Origin of the sequence: Polaribacter sp. Hel1_85 (genome assembly GCF_000766795.1) — a bacterium.
Taxonomy (GTDB): Bacteria; Bacteroidota; Bacteroidia; order Flavobacteriales; family Flavobacteriaceae; genus Polaribacter.
This window is the reverse complement of record NZ_JPDS01000001.1, coordinates 265768-283911: the sequence shown is the minus strand read 5'-3', so window position 1 is coordinate 283911 and position 18144 is coordinate 265768. Positions and strand designations below refer to the sequence as shown.

Genomic DNA, 18144 nt, shown 5'->3' with positions numbered 1-18144 from the left:
AGGTACTTTTATCGCTTATATTTTTTATTAATGAAGATTGACATTTCTAAAGTAAACCCTAAAGAAAACATCATAATTAAAGGAGCTAAACTCCACAATCTAAAGAACATAGATGTAGTTATCCCTAGAAATAAATTAGTAGTTATTACTGGTCTTTCTGGTTCTGGAAAATCTTCTTTAGCTTTTGATACTTTGTATGCAGAAGGCCAAAGACGTTATGTAGAAAGCTTAAGTTCTTATGCACGTCAGTTTTTAGGAAAACTACACAAACCCAAAGTAGATTATATAAAAGGAATTGCACCAGCTATTGCCATTGAGCAAAAAGTAAACTCTACAAATCCACGTTCTACAGTAGGTACAAGTACAGAAATTTACGATTATATAAAACTTTTATACGCCAGAATTGGTAGAACCTTCTCTCCTATTTCTGGAAATGAAGTAAAAAAAGATACAGTTTCTGATGTTGTTAATTTTGTAAAAGAATTTGATGAAAGAACAAAACTTTTATTATTAGCACCTATTACTATTGATGAAAATCGTGATTTAAAAACCGTTTTACAAGTTTTAGAACAGCAAGGTTATGCGCGTTTAAAATGGAATGATAAAGTATTTAGAATTGCAGATTTCCATCAAAAAGAATTTAAAAATGAAGCTTTATTTTTAGTGGTTGATAGAATTATCACTAAAAATGATGAAGATTTTTACAACAGATTAGCAGATGCAATTCAGACTGCCTTTTTTGAAGGAAAAGGAGTTTGTTTTGTAGAAAACTTAGAAGATAATAAGGTTGTTGAATTTAGTAATAAGTTCGATTTAGACGGAATGTCCTTTTTAGAACCTAACACACATTTATTCAGTTTTAACAATCCTTATGGCGCTTGTCCAACTTGTGAAGGTTATGGAAATGTAATTGGCATTGATGCTGAATTAGTGATACCAAATACAGGTTTATCCATTTTTGAAGATTGTATTTTTCCTTTTAAAACACCTTCTTACATTCATTATAAAGAAGATTTAATTGATGTAGCTTATAAATTCGATATTCCTATTCACAAACCTTGGTTTGAACTTTCTGAAGAACAAAAAGCATTGGTTTGGGATGGAAATAAATCTTTCAAAGGAATTCACCACTTTTTTAACGTTTTAGAAGAAAAAAGTTATAAAATTCAGAATAGAGTAATGCTTTCTCGCTATCGAGGAAAAACAAAATGTACATCTTGTAACGGAAAACGTCTACGTCATGAAACTAATTTTGTTAAAATAAATAAGAAAACAATTTCTGATTTAGTAACACTTCCATTAGATGAATTAGCTGTATTTTTTAAAAATATCAAGCTTAATAAATATGAAGAAAAAATAGGAAAACGTTTGTTAACAGAAATCAACAATCGATTGCAATTTTTAACAGATGTTGGTTTGTCTTATTTAACCATCAACAGAACTTCTAACACACTTTCTGGAGGTGAAAGTCAGCGTATAAATCTGGCAACTTCTTTAGGAAGTTCTTTAGTTGGGTCTATGTATATTTTAGATGAACCAAGTATTGGTTTACATCCAAAAGATACAGAACGTTTAATTGGCGTTTTAAAAGATTTACGTGATTTAGGTAATACAGTTGTTGTGGTAGAACATGATGAAGATATTATGAAAGAGGCCGATTATATTATAGATATTGGTCCTGAAGCTGGTACTTTTGGAGGAAATGTTGTTGCAGAAGGAACTTTTAAAGATATATTAAAATCAGAATCATTAACAGCTAAATATTTAAACGAAGAATTAAAAATAGAAGTTCCTACAAAACGTAGAACTTCAAAAAACAGCATTCAAATTATTGGAGCAAGAGAAAACAATTTAAAAAATATTGATGTTACTTTTCCTCTAAATTGTTTGTCTGTAATTACTGGAGTTTCTGGATCTGGAAAAAGTACATTGGTTAAAAATATTTTATATCCAACAATGCAAAAAAAACTGATTGGTTATGGAGATAAAATTGGTCAGCACACAGAAATTAAAGGAAGTTTTGATACTTTAAAACATGTTGAGTTTATAGATCAAAATCCTATAGGACGTTCTTCACGTTCTAATCCTGTAACGTACATTAAAGCGTATGATGATATTAGAGCATTATTTTCTAATCAGAAATTATCAAATATCAGAAACTATAAACCAAAACACTTTTCTTTTAATGTAGAAGGCGGACGTTGTGAGGTTTGTAAAGGTGAAGGAGAAGTTACCATAGAAATGCAATTTATGGCAGATGTGCATTTAGAATGCGATGTTTGTAACGGAAAACGCTTTAAGAAAGAAGTTTTAGAAGTAAAATTTGATGGTAAATCTATAGATGATATTTTAAACTTAACAATTGATGATGCTGTTGCATTTTTCTCTGAAAATTTAGTTCCTAAAATTGCCAATAAACTAAAACCTTTACAAGATGTTGGTTTGGGTTATGTGCAATTAGGCCAATCTTCTTCTACACTTTCTGGTGGAGAAGCACAGCGTATAAAACTCGCTTCTTTTTTAGTTAAAGGAAACACAAAAGACAAAGCGTTGTTTATTTTTGATGAACCTACAACAGGTTTACATTTTCATGATATTAAAAAATTATTAGCATCTTTTAATGCCTTAATTGACAAAGGACATTCTATTATTGTTATTGAACATAATATAGAACTCATTAAATGTGCAGATTATATTATAGATTTAGGTTTAGAAGGTGGTAAAAAAGGTGGAAACCTTATTTTTGAAGGAACTCCAGAAGAATTGGCAAGAAATAAGAAGTCTTATACTACTAAATATTTGGCAGAAAAGTTGGTGTTTTAAAATTGAAATAATTTTTATTTGAAGCTATTTCCAGCTTTACGCACTCGCTTTTTTAACCTAAAAAGGTAAAAAAGAGCTCAAACAAATGCTTCAATCTGGGCTAAACTTGTTTGCTAACAAAAGGCAAACACAAATAAGTAAATACGAGTTCAAAAAAGAATGAGATTTCTCAATCGCTGAAAAAGCTCATTTCGAAATGACAACCGTTAGAAAATAAAAAAGTAAAATGATTACGAATTTAACAGACAAACAAAAAATTAATTGGGTTAGAATAATTGCTCTAATTCCTGTTTTAATTTTGATGATATATGCACCAAAATTATGGATTTCTACAAAAGGGTTTCCTGTAATTCCGTTGTTTGATTGGTGGCCTATTCTTAAATATCCTTTCGATTATATTTTAGGTAGTTTTTTCTTTTTAATTCAGATTGTATACATTTTTCAGAATAAAAAATGGCAAGGTTGGACCATCATTTTACTCTATCTTTTTTTAGCATTAGTAGATCAAAACAGATTACAACCCTACTTTTATCAAAGTTTTTTAACCATTTTTGCAATTGAAATTTTTAGAAAAAATGCAAATCCTAAAAAAATATTATATGCTATAATTCTTATCTTTTTTGCAACCTATTTTTGGAGTGGAATACAAAAAGTAAACGAAGCTTTTTACATACAATGGTTAAGTGCTTTAAACAAACATTTTAGTTTTTTACCTCAATGGTTTTTAGTTGCTTTTACATATGCTGTGCCTTGGTTAGAAGCTTTAATGGGTGTTTTATTACTTTTTAATAAAACAAGAAAATTTGGTGTATTATTTATTCTATTAATGCATGGCACCATTACTTTTCTTTTATTTTATTTAGGTTATGGTTACAATGTTGTGCCTTGGAATATCCAAAATATGTTGTCTGTAGTTATCTTATTTTGGACTTTAAAAACTGCAAATGCTTTTGAATTTTTCTTAAAGTTTTTCAATAAACAAAAGATGGCAATACTTGTTTTTACCATTTGTTTACCACTTGCTAATAATTTAACTGGGTTTTATGATAGTTTGTTATCATTCCATTTTTTTACAGCAGATTTAAATTATTACAATGTTTTTCTTAATGAAGAGTTAGAGGATAATTTACCAGATCATATTCAAAGATTTTATCGTTTTCAAAACGGAAAACCATATATTAATATGAATGAATGGGCACAATTCGACAATAAAGTTTTATTTTATCCAGAAGATAGAATTATTAAATATATGGATGCTTATTTGCATTCTTTTGCCAATAATCCTAATGAGAAAGGATTGACAGAATTGGTGGTTTATAATCATAAAAACGAGTAATATTTTCCTATATATTTAATTCCATTAATACTCATTAGTTTTATTCTTTAGAAGAATATTTAAAGTCTAAAAATTAATTATTTAGATTTAATCTAAATAATTTTTTAAATCACAATAGTTTATTTAGATTTGTTATTTATAACCAATCTAAATTACATGTGCCAAAAATCTAAAATAATATCTAGAGTTAAAAACGGAGAATTGTCTATATGCAATGGTTGTAAAAACTATAACCTTGTTTTTAATAATATTTTTTTTCAGTTTGATAGAAATCAATTAAATACGTTTAAAGAATATATTACAAAAATTGATATCGATTATTGGTTAGATTACAGTTCTAATACCACACAAAGAAGAAAAATTCCTGTCCCAACTTTTCATCAAAACCTAGTTTTAGTTTTTGATATCTATGAAATTGAAGAATTGAAAATTCTTTTAGGTATTCACAAAAGTAAATCGAAAGATATTTTATTAACAGCAGATATAGATTACACTTTAATTTTAAATTAAAATTACAAATTCTAATTCATCTTTTACGAATTCTAAAACGGACAATATTTTACGCTACTTCCCTACTACTTTTATAATGTATTAACATTTAAAAAAGTAGAAATTATGAGAGCATTCCTAAAAAAATCAGTATTTGTATCAGGTTTAATTATATTAAGCAGCACTTTTATCAGTTGTGATAACAACGAAGTAAAAAAAGAAAAAGAAGTTATCATTATAGCAGACAATGCTATTTCTAATGATAAAGAAACCAACATCGAAATTACATCAAGAAAACCCATTGTTTTTATTGCGGGTTTTGATAAAGGAGATGAAACTTTTTACTCTAATGCAAGAATATATTTTCAAGAAAAAGGATTAAAAGTTATTGACGGACAATATTCATTAGAAGAAATTATTGTTTGGATGAATGAACACGCAAATCAAAATCCTTATGGTGAAGTTCATATTGTAAATCAGAGTAATCCTTTTAAAGGCATGAACTTAGAAACAGTTGTTAGAGGAGAAAAAATAACCACAGAAACTTTAAGAAAAAGCTTAACAAAAGGTACTTTACCATCACTTAAAAATATTGTAAATAATAAAACAAAAATTATATTTCATGCTTCTGGCTTGGTAGAAAACAAAGAATTTCTAAAAACATTAAAAGATGCTTTTTCTTCTAAAAATTTACCAAAAGTAATGGCTTCTCCTTATCATACAATTTTTGGAGGAAAGTTTTCGAATCACTTTTTAGCACAACCATATTATGTGTTTTATCCAACAGCAAATTCACCAGGAAAAATCGATTTATCTAAAGAAATAGCTAAAAAATATAAAGAAGAAAAAGATATAGATTGGTTTGAAGCATTAAATAATGAAGAAGAAAGATATATTGGTGAAGCTTATACTACACAGTTTTCTATACCAATTAAATGGGAATTTGGTTACCATAATACAGATAATGAGATGCCAATATTCAACTCGCAAGAAGAAGTAATGGATTGGGTAGAACAACATGATGAATTAATGGTTGAAATTAATAATTACAACATTCCGTTAGAAAAATTTAGATGGAATTGGAGCGTAAAAAATAGCACTTTAGTTATAAGAGGTAGAACAACTGCATTATGTGTATTAAAACCGTTAATTAAACCTTATGGAGATTTAAAACATATAGAACCAGACACAAGCAACAAACGTTTGTATGCTATGAAGTAAAATGGAATGGAAATTGGAAATACAGGGTTTTATCTTTTCTTAAAAAAGAAAAATAAAATCTTGTATTTTAGGTTCCCGTTTTCACGGGATTGACAATTCTATTAGAAACCTTGATGCAAAGCCTAAAGGAGCTTTTTTAAATTGAAAAACGTTATTACATAAAATTAAAAATGGTGTAATGACGTTTTAATTAGTAAGTTTGTATACATGCATCTTTTTTTTAAAATCTTAGCTACAGTTTTATATTCCGAAAGAATAATGAGGAGAAATCTCTTTATTTTATTTTTTTTATTTGCAATAATTACAATTGTTTCTCAAGAGAATAATATTCAAAATTTTTCAACTTCAGACGGATTATCAAGTATTTCAATAAATGATATTAATCAAGATGAAATTGGGTATTTATGGTTAGCTACAGACAAGGGGTACACAAAATTTGATGGAGTAAATTTTACTAATTACCAACAAGAAAAGGCAAATTGTATTTTTATAGAAAAAAACAAGATTTATATCGGTTTAAAAAACGGGCTTGTAGTAATTCAAAATAACAAAACTTCCTTTTTTAAGAGTAAAGAAATTCTAAAAATAAGATCGATAAATAACAAAATAATCATTGCTACTATTCAAGGTGTTTGTGAATTAAAAGAAAATTACATTCAACCTTTACCGATAAATACGCAGATAGATTTTTCAATTATAAATGACATTACATATTTTAAAAAAAATCTTTTCATTGCTTCTAATAGTGGTTTATGGAATATTGATAAGGTAAACAAACCTCACAAAATATCAAAAATTTCTAATGAAAACTGCAGTTCTTTCCTGGTAAATAACAATCAAATTATAGCAAGTACATTTAATAATGGAGTAAAAATTATTGAAAATAACTCAATAATTAAAAGTATTCAATCTTCAGAAAACATCTCTTCCATAAAAGCAATAAATGATGAAATTTGGATACCCTCAAAAGAAAACGGTATTGAAATTTTAGATCTAAATAATTTTACATTTAAGAGAAAAATAAACAAATATAATTCAGCAATATCAAGTAAAATTAGCACCATTTTTAGTGATAATCAGAATTCAATTTGGATTGCAAGCTTGAATAAAGGATTGTTTAAATACAGTTCTATTAAAACCACCAATAGACCGAACATTTACATTGAAAATGTATTAGTAAATTATAAAAAAATTAGCCTAAATAATGAAAATTTAGCTTTAAAGCCTAACGAGAATAACATTTCTTTTTCCTTTAAAACCATTGATTTAAACAATGCGAGAAAGATTCAATATCGATATAAATTAAATAAAGAATTTACACCTTGGAATTCTCAAAACAAAGTAGACTTTCCAGAATTAAAATCAGGTAAATATCAATTTACAATTCAATCTAAAAACGGAAACTTACTTAGTAAAAAAGTATCCTTTCCATTTATTATAAAAACACCTATTTACAAAAAAGGTTGGTTTCTTATTTTAGGTGGTATTGCTTTCTGTCTTCTTTTAGCTGGAATTATTGATTTATATATTAGAAAGTTAAAAAAGCAAAACCAGCAAAAAGTTGAAAACTTAAAACTAGAAAACCATTTATTGACATTAGAGCAAAAAGCATTGCAGCTACAAATGAATCCGCATTTTATTTTTAATGTTTTAAATGGTATAAAAGCACTTGGTAATTCTGGAAATTCGAAAGAATTAAATACCACTATTTCTCAATTTTCTAAGCTATTAAGAAGTGTTTTAAATAATTCACGTTTAGAAGAAATTAGTTTACATGATGAAATTGAAACATTAAAAAATTATTTATTTTTAGAGCAAAAAATGAATGCAAATCCTTTTGATTTTAATATTAACACATCTTTAAATAATATTGATTCAGAAGAAATTTTAATTCCACCAATGTTAATACAACCTTTTATTGAAAACAGTATTAAGCATGCATTTGAACCAAAAACAGAAGATGCTAAAATTAACATTTCATTTAAAGTAAAACATAAATTCTTATATTTTACAATTGAAGACAATGGCATTGGGTTTTATCAATCTAAGAAAGGAAAATTGAAATCCAATCATCAATCTGTAGCTTTAAAAGTTACAAAAGAACGGATTAAACATTTATCAAAATACAACTCCTTTTCTATTGAAGAAATGAAAGATAAAAATGAAATAAAAGGAACAAAAGTTGAATTTAAGATTCCATTAAAAACAGATTATTAAAAACATGAAAAGACGAAAATTTATAAAAAATACGCTCATAACATCTTTAGGAGCTGGTCTTTTAGGAAGTATTTATACTTGGCAAATAGAACCTTTCTGGTTAGAATTTGTAAAAGTAAAAATGCCTATTAAAAATTTACCAAAAAACTTAATAGGAAAAACATTAATGCAAATTAGTGATGTTCATGTAGGTAATAAATTTGACTATGAATACATTATAGATTCATTTAAGAAAGCACAACTTTATAATCCAGATTTTGTTGTTTATACTGGAGATTTTGTTTCTTATGAAACACCTGAACAATTTAATCAATTAGAAAAAGTATTTAAATATGCGGTTAATGGAAAATTAGGAACTGCAGGAGTTTTAGGAAATCATGATTATGGTATTGATTGGTTAGAACCTGATGTGGCTGATAAAATTTCTAGTATTTTAGATAAAGTAAATGTTACAATTCTAAGAAATGAAGAGATTAGTTTTAGTGGATTAAATATCTTAGGTGTTGATGATTACTGGGGATCAAATTTTAACCCAGTAAAAATTATGAATAAATACGATACACAAAAGGCAAACATTGTTCTTTGTCATAATCCTGATGTTTGTGATTTAAATGTGTGGAATAATTATAAAGGTTGGATTTTATCTGGACATACACATGGAGGACAAGTAAAACCGCCTTTTTTAAACCCACCTATTCTACCAGTTAAAAACACAAGATATTCTTCAGGAGAATTTGATTTATATGATGGAAGAACACTTTATATAAATAGAGCTCTAGGAAATTTATATCAGGTAAGGTTTAATGTAAGACCAGAAATAACAATTTTTGAATTAGAAGAAAAACTATAATTATGGTAAAATTAACATCATTTGTGGTAGAAGATAATTCTTTAGCTTTAGACATGTTAGTAAATGATATTACTACACATCATAAAGAAATAGAAATAATAGGTACTGCTAAAAGTGTTGTTGAAGCGGCTAAATTGCTTCAAAAAAAACAACCTGATATTCTATTTTTAGATATTATGCTTGGAGATGGAACAGGTTTTGACTTGCTAGAAATATTCCCAAACCTAACTTCAAAAATTATTTTTGTTACAGCAAGTGATGAATTTGCTATTAGAGCTTTTAAGTTTGCTGCAATAGATTATATTCTAAAACCTTATTCAAATGAAGATTTAGAGAGTTCTATTAAAAAAGCAAAACAGCAAATAGAACCTCAAAAAGAGCAATTAAACATTCTAAAACAAGCAGTTACAAACCCAAAAGACAACATTAAAAAGATTTCATTACATACACAAGATAAAATAATTATAGTAAATATAGAAGATATTATCCGTTGTAAATCAGATAACAACTATACTACTTTCTATTTTAAAGACAAATCAAAGATTTTAGTTTCTAAAACTTTAAAGTATTATTCAGACATGCTAAATACTCATGGTTTCTTAAGAGTGCATCAAAGTCATTTAATAAATAAGTCACAAATTAAAGAATTTATAAAATCTGATGGTGGTTATATTATTTTAAAAGATGCAAGCAACATACCGGTTTCAGTAAGAAAAAAAGGAGATGTAATTGAATTCTTAAACAGTTTCTAAAAAAAATTATTAAATTAATCATCATTTGTGGTGAATTTTTACTACATTTGAAGACCTAATTATAATGAAAGAGAAAGATAGACAACGATCAGATAGAATAATTAAGGTTTTTAAAGATAGCGGATTGAATCAAAGACAGTTTTCAGAACTTATTGGAGTTTCACAGCAATTAATTAGTGCTGTAATCAACTATTCTAAAAAACCCAACGAAACGATCTTGTTTGCTATCATCGATAATATATCAGAAATAGAACCAATGTGGTTGTTAACTGGTAAAGGAAAATATAACAATAACTATGTACCCCTATTAAATGAAGCTCGATCCCCTATAGAATTTCAGATAAAAAACATAGTTAGGAAGCAATTTGAAGAATTATCTAACGGTATTATTCAAAGAATATCAAACATTGAGGAGTCTGTTAATCAGTCTAATTAAATATTCCCCGCAAAGAATATAAAATAACAACTCTAAAAATAGTATTGTCCCCTAAAACAGATACTATTAATCGTTGAAAAGACCTTCAATGTTTGAATAAGCTTCAAAAAAGACCTTCTCAATTGAGAAAGGTGTTTTTTTTTACCCAAAATTAAACTATCATTGAAACCTTTGGTTATTTTATTAAAAAGTATGAGGACCACAAAAAAATCCTTCTCAGATGAGAAGGATTCTATTTTTGGGTGGAAGACGGGACTCGAACCCGCGACACTCGGTACCACAAACCGATACTCTAACCAACTGAGCTACAACCACCATATAATTGCGGGTGCAAATATAAATATTTTTTCTTTTCTGATGAAAGAAAATATTAAATTAATTTACCTAAATTTTCAACAGCAACGTAACGTTCTGTAGTAAAGCCTTCTGCATACTCTACCCCAATCAACCTTCCTAAATCTTTTGCTCTATAGTTCACACTATCTGTAAAATTCTTACTAGTTATTGGAGTTTCTGGCTGATTACTTTTAGGATCATAAAACTGAGAAGAGTACGCCAATACAGATTTCATTTTTAAATCCATAAAACCAGAAACATTTAACACAAAATCAGGTTCAATATTTTTCCACTGTATGTAATGATATACTTGTTTTGGTCTCCATTTTTCTTGTCGCTTCCCTTCTATTATTGTTTCAATTTTTAATAATCCACTTAAAAAGCAGGCATCAGAAACTAAATTACTCCCTTTTGGGTGATCTATATGTCTATCATCTATAGCATTACAAAGTACAATTTCTGGTTTGTACTTTCTAATCATTTTTATAATCTCTAATTGATGCTTTTTATCATTTATAAAAAACCCATCAGCAAATCGTAAATTTTCACGTACAGAAACACCTAAAATTTCTGCAGCATTTGCAGCCTCTTTATCTCTTAAATCTGCAGAACCACGAGTTCCTAACTCTCCTCGAGTTAAATCTACAATACCAACCTTTTTCCCTAAAGAAACTTCTTTAGCAATGGTTGCTCCACAACCCAATTCTACATCATCTGGATGTGCTCCAAATGCTAAAATATCTAATTTCATATACCTTATATGTGTTAAAATTTTCTTGTCTTCAACTTAAAACAATGTCAATAATTGATTGTTAAACTTACAAATCTGTTGATTTTACTTAAAAAAAAGACATATCAACAAAAAAGTATATTAGTTCTTAAAATCAAAAATAACCTTTTTAGAAAGATTAATTAGTAAGCAGGTATTTCTATTTCGATTTCGTGTGTTCTTTTCAAAAAAAACTGTTGTAATTTTTAAGAAAATCACAAAAATTAAAACAAAACTGTGTCCATGATATATGTCATAAAAATGAATTAGTTTTGGCTCTAATTTTGTTCACATATATTAAACCAACCATACCAAAATAGAAAGATTATGATTTTAATGCTTGTAATTTTAACAATAACCATCGCATTATTTGTTTGGGGTAAATACTCCCCAGATGTAATTGCACTCGTCTCCATGTTGAGTTTATTTTTATGTGGAATTTTAAATTTAACAGAAACACTTAGTGGTTTTAGCAACCCTACAGTTGTTATGATTGCTTCACTTTTTATAATTGGCGAAGGTCTTTCTCAAACAGGATGGACCGCGTTAGCTGGTAAGAAATTAATAGAATTGGCTGGTAAAAGTATTCCTAAATTATTAGTAATTATTACACTTGGTTCTGGAGTATTATCAGGATTTGTAAGTAATACTGGTACTGTTGCTACTTTATTACCTGCAACGATTTCTTCTGCTTGGAGTATTGGTACAATGCCTTCAAAAATATTAATTCCTGTTGCTTTTGGTTCTAATACAGGTGGTTTATTAACTTTAACCGGTACACCACCAAACATCATTGCTAATAATGCTTTAATTGATGCTGGTTTTGAAGGATTTTCTTTCTTTGAATTTGGATTGATAGGTTTACCTCTGCTAATTATTGCTATTATTTATTTTAGATACATTGGTTTTAAATTATTACCAAGTAACAAAACTAATAACAAGCCGATAAATATAGATACTACTTTACACGAATGGATTGAAGCCTATCAAATTGACAATGATTATTACAGACTAAGAATTCGTTCTATATCTCCTTTAATCAATACAAAGCTAAGTGATTGGGATTTAGAAAATGAATATAGAATAAATGTAATCCGTTTAAAGAGAAGACATCCTAATAGATTAAAAGGAACACAACCTTTTATTGAGTTCCCAGAAAAGGAAACTGAATTAAGGTATCACGATATCATTACAGTAAAAGGAACTACAGAAGATATTAATAGACTAATGATTAAATTCAGACTTGGTTTATTAGTAAAAGAATCTGCAAAAAGCGAATTAAGAAACAACTTAATTAACCAAGAGGTTGGTATGTCTGAAGTTATTGTAACTCCTAAATCTCGTTTAGTAGGTAGAGAAATTAAACTACATGAATACTTTAAAAGATATGAAATTCAGTTACTAGCAACTTCTAGACATAAAAAACCTTATGTTGAAGATAAAATGAGAGTTCATGCAGGAGATAGTTTTATCATTAGAGGTCCTTGGGAAAACATTGAAGAATTAAAAAATCAACATAAAAATATAGTTGTAGTTGGTAGCCCAGAAGAAATGTTAAAAGACGTTGATGAATTAACACCTAAATCTTACATTGCATTAGGAGCATTAGTTTTAATGATTGTACTTTTAGTTGCTAAATTAGTTCCAGGTGCAATTGCCGCATTAATTTCTGCAGGTATTGTATTATTTACAGGTTGTGTACCATTTTCTAAAGCTTATAAAAGTATTAGTTGGATAAGTGTTGTAATGATTGCAGCCATGATTCCTATGGGAGTTGCCATTCAAAAAACAGGTGCAGCAGAAATGATTTCAAATTCATTAATTAGTTTCTTAGGAAAAGAAAACCCTACATTATTATTAGGAGGTGTTTTCTTATTAACCACAACATTTAGTCAATTTATAAATAATTCTGCAACAGCAGTATTAATGACGCCAATTGTAATTATGGCAGCTGCAACTTTAAATGTGTCTCCAGAACCTTTATTAATTACAGTTGCTATTAGTGCTTCAACTGCATTTTTAACTCCTATTGGAACCACAACCAACGCAATGGTTATGAGCTCTGGAGATTATAAATTTATGGATTATTTAAAAGTAGGATTCCCTCTTTTAATATTATTTGTAATAACAACACTTTTATTAGTACCTATAATCTGGCCTTTTTAAGGTGAGATTATTTCTGAAGCTTGATTTTAATTACTAGAATAAAGTATCAGTTCATTTTTTTTTAAAAACGCTAAAAGCAAAGAGTTGAACTCTTTGCTTTTTTTTATTGCTTCTCTACAAATTAAAGTCTTTATTTTTTTTTAGCTATCAATTAATATATCATAAATATCTTTACCTAATTTTAATTTACAATTCATTAAACTCAACATATTAAATTTAAGATAGAATTGCTTTTTATAGCAGAAATAGATTTTGAAAAAAGGTCAATAAACTAAGGCTATAAGATAATAAAAAAATTAATAAAAGCGAATGATTTAGATCATTTTAAGTAATTTAAAATGTCTTTAATTTTACTTAAATAAAAAGCAGGCTATTCTATTGTAGAAAAATTATTAATAAAGTAATAAGTATTTAATAATTAAGATAATTTACTTAAAAGTAGGATGCTCTCTTTTAATATTATTTGCATTTACAACGTTATTATTAGCGCCAATAAGTTGGCCATTTTAAATAAATAATTTTAAATAATACTATTATGACAGAGTGTGTAATTATTCCTAAAAAATCAGATTTAGGAATTTATGGTATTAAAAACGTAACTCCACATTGGAATCTATCACCAGAAGAGTTACAAAAAATTACCATAGAAAAAGGAATGGGTAAAGAAACCAAAAACGGAACTTTAGCCATTAATACAGGTAAATTTACTGGAAGGTCTCCACAAGACAGATTTATTGTAAAAGACAACTACACCAAAGATAAAGTTTGGTGGGGAAAAACCAACAAACCTGTTTCTGCAGAAAATTTTGATAAACTACAAAACAATATTGTAGAATATTTATCGAACAGAGAACTTTACATAAGAGATGGTTATGTATGTGCGGACCCAAATTACAAAACAGATATTAGAACGATTACTGAACTTCCTTGGTCTAACTTATTTGTTTATAATATGTTTTTAAGACCAACTGAAAAAGAACAGTATCTTTTTGATGAAGATTGGCTAGTATTATGTGCTCCAGGATACATTTGTGAAGAACCTAAAACTTATGGAATTCGTCAAGGAAACTTTTCAATTATCAACTTTACAAAAAAAACAGTTTTAGTTGGTGGCTCTGGTTATACAGGTGAAATAAAAAAAGGAGTTTTTTCTGCACTAAATTTAATTCTACCAATTGAAAAAAATGTTTTACCAATGCATTGTTCTGCAAATGTTGGTGAAAATGGAGATACTGCTATTTTCTTTGGATTATCAGGTACAGGAAAAACCACATTATCTGCAGATCCTGCTAGAAAATTAATTGGAGATGATGAACATGGTTGGACATCAGATAACAATATTTTTAATTTTGAAGGTGGATGTTATGCTAAAGTAATCGATTTATCAGAAGAAAAAGAACCAGATATTTTTAATGCAATTAAACCAGGAGCTTTACTTGAAAATGTCGTTTTTAAAGAAGATGATGAAATCGATTATATGAATGGATCAATTACACAAAACACACGTGTAAGTTATCCTATTTATCACATAAATAACATTGCAAAACCTTCCTATGCTAACAATCCTAAAAATATTTTCTTTTTAACTTGTGATGCTTTTGGTGTTTTACCTCCAGTTTCTAAATTAACTTCAGGGCAAGCTGCTTATCATTTTATATCTGGTTACACAGCAAAAGTAGCAGGTACAGAAGCTGGTATTACAGAACCTGTCCCTTCTTTTTCTGCTTGTTTTGGTGAGCCTTTTATGCCACTTCATCCAACAAAATATGCAGAAATGTTAAGTAAAAAAATGACAGAAGCAGGTGTAAACGTTTGGCTAATTAATACAGGTTGGACAGGTGGACCTTTTGGTGTAGGATCTAGAATAAAGTTAAAATATACGAGAGCCATGATTACTGAAATACTAAAAGGCAGTTTAGATACTATTGAATTTGAACAACATCCAATTTTTGGTTTATTTATGCCAAAATACTGTCCTAATGTACCAACAGAAATGTTAGATCCAATGAATACTTGGCTTAAAAAAGGTGCTTATATTGGTAAAGCCATACATTTAGCTCATTTTTTTCATTTAAATTTTGAAAAATTTGCAAATGAAGCTTCAGAACATATTATTGAAGGTGGTCCTTTAATTGACGAGCATCATCAATTAGATCACATGTAAAATCTTAATAATTTTATACTATAAAAGCAAAGAGTTTAACTCTTTGCTTTTTTTATAGCTTGTTCTATATCTTCAATTAAGTCTTTCGTTTCTTCAATACCAACAGAAAAACGAATTAATCCATCTTTAATTCCTCTTGATAAACGCTCTTCTTCACTTAATAAAGCGTGTGTAGTTTGGGTAGGGCTTACAGTAGTGCTTTCTAAACCTGCTAAACTCATTGAAGGTTTTATCAATTCTAAATTATTCTGAAACTTCATCGCATCAATTCCTTCTGATAATTCAAAAGACAACATTGCTCCAAAACCTTTCATTTGTTTTTTAGCCAATTCATATTGAGGATGGCTTTTTAAACCTGGATAATAAACAGCATCAATATTTGAATTGTTCTCTAAATATTCTGCCATAAATTGAGCATTTTTGGTTTGCTCTTTTACACGAAGGTTTAATGTTTTTAAACTTCTTTCTAACAACCAAACTGTCTGATTACTTAAATTACCACCAAAATTGATAGCCGTTTTCCAGATTTGTTCAATATGTTCTTTAGATGCAGCAATTGCTCCCGCAGAAATATCTGAATGACCTCCCATATATTTAGTTGCAGAATGTAACATAATGTCAATACCAAAATCTATTGGGTTTTGATTTATGGGTGATGCAAAGGTATTATCGATCATTGTTAGAATAGCATGTTCTTTTGCCAAAGATGAAATTGCTTTCATATCGGTAATTCCTAATAAGGGATTAGAAGGCGTTTCTATATATAATACTTTAGTATTTTTTTTGATTAAAGCATTAAAATCTTCAACTTTATCTGATTCAGTAAAAGAATATTCTATTCCGAATTTATCAAATTCTGATACAATAAAATTATAGGTTCCTCCATAAATTACCTGTTGCACCACAACATGATCTCCTTTTTGTAAAAAACCAAATAATGCAGCAGAAATAGCTGCCATTCCAGACCCAAAAATTAAAGCATCTTCCGTTTTTTCTAATGCTGCAATTTTTTTGTGTAACATTTCTTGATTTGGCGTGTTAAAATAACGTGGATAACGCTTCACATCAACCCCATCAAAAGCATAAGAAGTTGAAGGGTAAATTGGAGAAACGGCTCCTTTAAACTGCTCATCTTTAACCTCACCAACATGAACACAAGTTGTGTTTATTCCTAACTTTTTTGATTCTTTCATTAAAAAAAATTTATTCCTGCTAAATTAACAATTCTTAAATAATATCACCTAAAATTTCAATATCTTCGTTTCATGATATCAATTTTACTTGTTGGAAAAGGAAATGTTGCCACACATTTACACAATGCTTTTTTAAGTGTTGACAACATTGTGTTTACACAAATTAGTTCCAGAAAACTAGAACATATTCCAAAAGCAGATATTACGATTATAGCCGTTTCTGATGATGCAATTGCAGAAGTTTCATCAAAAATTAAAAATACCTTTGTGGTGCATACTTCTGGAGCATGTTCTATAAATGAATTAAAAAATACCACAAAAAAAGGTGTTTTTTACATGCTTCAAACTTTTTCTAAAGAGAAAAAAGTAGATTTTAATGAAGTTCCTTTTTGTATAGAAACAGAAAATGATAAAGACTATAAATTACTTGAAGAATTAGCAAAATCAATCGGTAAAAAAATATACAATGTAAATTCTAAACAACGAAAAGCATTACATGTTGCTGCTGTTTTTGTAAATAATTTCACAAATCATCTGTATAAAATTGGGAATGATATTTGCAAAGAATACAATGTTCCTTTTGAAGTTTTACAACCTTTAATTAAAGAAACTGCTTTAAAAATCAGAACATTATCACCAGAAAAAGCACAAACAGGTCCTGCAATTAGAAATGACAAAAAAACAATAAAAAATCATTTAGATTTGTTGAATAAAGAGCAACAGAAAATTTATAAAATCTTAACAAAATCAATTAAAAAATCTATAAAATAAATTATTTTAATTAAAATAGTTTGTCTCCTTGAGTAAAATCGAAAGGTTTTTTTTAAACATAAAATATGGAAATTAGTTACAAACAATTATTACCCCAAATAAACACTTTAATTTTTGATGTAGATGGCGTTCTCACAAACGGAATGGTAACTATAATGCCAGATGGAGAATTGGTAAGACACATGAGTATTAAAGATGGTTATGCTTTAAAAACAGCAGTGGATAAAGGTTTTAATATTTGTATTATTTCTGGAGGAAAAAATGAAGGTGTAAGAACTCGTTTAGCAAATTTAGGAATTAAAGATATTTATTTAGGTGCTCATGATAAAATTAAACAATACAATGAATTGGTAAAAAAATACAACTTAAAGCCAGAAAACGTATTGTATATGGGTGATGATGTACCAGATTACCCTGTAATGAAATTAGTAGGATTACCTTGTTGCCCTAACGATGCTGTTAGAGAAATTCAAGGTATATCAAAATATATTTCAGACAAAAAAGGTGGTGAAGGTTGTGCTAGAGATGTTATTGAACAAATTCTAAGAGTACAAGGAAAATGGGAAAATAATTTTAATGCTAAGTACGATTAGAAAAAAAATTAATTATTTTTTTTTAATA

General features: G+C 28.1%; 14 protein-coding genes and 1 tRNA gene. 12 read left to right on the top strand and 3 right to left on the bottom strand.

The window, feature by feature from the left end; translation table 11 throughout:
• The first annotated feature begins 30 nt into the window (after positions 1-30).
• From uvrA to PHEL85_RS01155, 8 genes are all read left to right on the top strand, one after another.
• Positions 31-2823, top strand: coding sequence for an excinuclease ABC subunit UvrA (gene uvrA, locus PHEL85_RS01190; RefSeq protein ID WP_036819984.1), 2793 nt, complete (start codon positions 31-33; stop codon positions 2821-2823).
• A 226-nt stretch (positions 2824-3049) separates the two neighbouring features.
• Positions 3050-4159 (top strand): MauE/DoxX family redox-associated membrane protein, encoded by a 1110-nt coding sequence (locus PHEL85_RS01185; RefSeq protein ID WP_036819981.1) that lies wholly within the window; start codon positions 3050-3052, stop codon positions 4157-4159.
• Positions 4160-4315: 156 nt separating this feature from the next.
• On the top strand, positions 4316-4669 hold the full coding sequence (locus PHEL85_RS01180; RefSeq protein ID WP_235318215.1) for a DUF6686 family protein: 354 nt from the start codon (positions 4316-4318) through the stop codon (positions 4667-4669).
• Between the two features lie 105 nt (positions 4670-4774).
• Positions 4775-5869 (top strand): hypothetical protein, encoded by a 1095-nt coding sequence (locus PHEL85_RS01175; protein ID WP_036819978.1) that lies wholly within the window; start codon positions 4775-4777, stop codon positions 5867-5869.
• Between the two features lie 258 nt (positions 5870-6127).
• The gene (locus tag PHEL85_RS01170) at positions 6128-8086 is read left to right on the top strand and encodes a histidine kinase (protein WP_162179426.1); all 1959 of its coding nucleotides are present in this window, start codon (positions 6128-6130) and stop codon (positions 8084-8086) included.
• A gap of 4 nt (positions 8087-8090) precedes the next feature.
• Complete coding sequence (locus PHEL85_RS01165; RefSeq protein ID WP_036819973.1) at positions 8091-8936, top strand: metallophosphoesterase; 846 nt, start codon at positions 8091-8093, stop codon at positions 8934-8936.
• 2 nt (positions 8937-8938) lie between these two features.
• The gene (locus PHEL85_RS01160; protein ID WP_036819971.1) at positions 8939-9688 is read left to right on the top strand and encodes a LytR/AlgR family response regulator transcription factor; all 750 of its coding nucleotides are present in this window, start codon (positions 8939-8941) and stop codon (positions 9686-9688) included.
• Positions 9689-9752: 64 nt separating this feature from the next.
• A complete protein-coding gene (locus PHEL85_RS01155) occupies positions 9753-10124 on the top strand; it encodes a helix-turn-helix domain-containing protein (RefSeq protein WP_036819969.1) in 372 nt (123 codons plus the stop codon).
• Positions 10125-10364: 240 nt separating this feature from the next.
• Here PHEL85_RS01155 and PHEL85_RS01150 read toward each other — a convergent pair.
• Together PHEL85_RS01150 and bshB1 are read right to left on the bottom strand one after the other, a co-directional pair.
• Positions 10365-10440: transfer RNA gene (locus tag PHEL85_RS01150), tRNA-His, on the bottom strand.
• Positions 10441-10494: 54 nt separating this feature from the next.
• A complete protein-coding gene (gene bshB1 / locus PHEL85_RS01145; protein ID WP_036819967.1) occupies positions 10495-11211 on the bottom strand; it encodes a bacillithiol biosynthesis deacetylase BshB1 in 717 nt (238 codons plus the stop codon).
• A gap of 345 nt (positions 11212-11556) precedes the next feature.
• Between bshB1 and PHEL85_RS01140 the strand changes: the two genes are divergently transcribed.
• Entirely contained in the window at positions 11557-13395 is a 1839-nt protein-coding gene (locus PHEL85_RS01140) for an SLC13 family permease (protein WP_036819964.1), read from the top strand.
• A gap of 535 nt (positions 13396-13930) precedes the next feature.
• Positions 13931-15559, top strand: a complete 1629-nt coding sequence (gene pckA, locus PHEL85_RS01135; protein ID WP_036819961.1) for a phosphoenolpyruvate carboxykinase (ATP) — start codon at positions 13931-13933, stop codon at positions 15557-15559.
• A 35-nt stretch (positions 15560-15594) separates the two neighbouring features.
• Here the strand turns inward: pckA and PHEL85_RS01130 are convergent, their stop codons facing one another.
• On the bottom strand, positions 15595-16752 hold the full coding sequence (locus PHEL85_RS01130; RefSeq protein WP_036819958.1) for a trans-sulfuration enzyme family protein: 1158 nt from the start codon (positions 16750-16752) through the stop codon (positions 15595-15597).
• 72 nt (positions 16753-16824) lie between these two features.
• Here PHEL85_RS01130 and PHEL85_RS01125 point away from each other — a divergent pair, with 72 nt between their 5' ends.
• Both PHEL85_RS01125 and PHEL85_RS01120 read left to right on the top strand, forming a co-directional pair.
• Positions 16825-17523, top strand: a complete 699-nt coding sequence (locus PHEL85_RS01125) for a Rossmann-like and DUF2520 domain-containing protein (RefSeq protein WP_036819955.1) — start codon at positions 16825-16827, stop codon at positions 17521-17523.
• A gap of 65 nt (positions 17524-17588) precedes the next feature.
• Positions 17589-18116 (top strand): KdsC family phosphatase, encoded by a 528-nt coding sequence (locus PHEL85_RS01120; RefSeq protein WP_036819951.1) that lies wholly within the window; start codon positions 17589-17591, stop codon positions 18114-18116.
• Positions 18117-18144: the final 28 nt, after the last annotated feature.

Excerpts from the sequence above, each read along its gene's own strand:
- uvrA (WP_036819984.1), top strand. The coding sequence starts at position 31 with ATGAAGATTGACATTTCTAAAGTAAACCCTAAAGAAAACATCATAATT.
- PHEL85_RS01185 (WP_036819981.1), top strand. The coding sequence starts at position 3,050 with ATGATTACGAATTTAACAGACAAACAAAAAATTAATTGGGTTAGAATA.
- PHEL85_RS01180 (WP_235318215.1), top strand. The coding sequence starts at position 4,316 with ATGTGCCAAAAATCTAAAATAATATCTAGAGTTAAAAACGGAGAATTG.
- PHEL85_RS01175 (WP_036819978.1), top strand. The coding sequence starts at position 4,775 with ATGAGAGCATTCCTAAAAAAATCAGTATTTGTATCAGGTTTAATTATA.
- PHEL85_RS01170 (WP_162179426.1), top strand. The coding sequence starts at position 6,128 with ATGAGGAGAAATCTCTTTATTTTATTTTTTTTATTTGCAATAATTACA.
- PHEL85_RS01165 (WP_036819973.1), top strand. The coding sequence starts at position 8,091 with ATGAAAAGACGAAAATTTATAAAAAATACGCTCATAACATCTTTAGGA.
- PHEL85_RS01160 (WP_036819971.1), top strand. The coding sequence starts at position 8,939 with ATGGTAAAATTAACATCATTTGTGGTAGAAGATAATTCTTTAGCTTTA.
- PHEL85_RS01155 (WP_036819969.1), top strand. The coding sequence starts at position 9,753 with ATGAAAGAGAAAGATAGACAACGATCAGATAGAATAATTAAGGTTTTT.
- bshB1 (WP_036819967.1), bottom strand. The coding sequence starts at position 11,211 with ATGAAATTAGATATTTTAGCATTTGGAGCACATCCAGATGATGTAGAA.
- PHEL85_RS01140 (WP_036819964.1), top strand. The coding sequence starts at position 11,557 with ATGATTTTAATGCTTGTAATTTTAACAATAACCATCGCATTATTTGTT.
- pckA (WP_036819961.1), top strand. The coding sequence starts at position 13,931 with ATGACAGAGTGTGTAATTATTCCTAAAAAATCAGATTTAGGAATTTAT.
- PHEL85_RS01130 (WP_036819958.1), bottom strand. The coding sequence starts at position 16,752 with ATGAAAGAATCAAAAAAGTTAGGAATAAACACAACTTGTGTTCATGTT.
- PHEL85_RS01125 (WP_036819955.1), top strand. The coding sequence starts at position 16,825 with ATGATATCAATTTTACTTGTTGGAAAAGGAAATGTTGCCACACATTTA.
- PHEL85_RS01120 (WP_036819951.1), top strand. The coding sequence starts at position 17,589 with ATGGAAATTAGTTACAAACAATTATTACCCCAAATAAACACTTTAATT.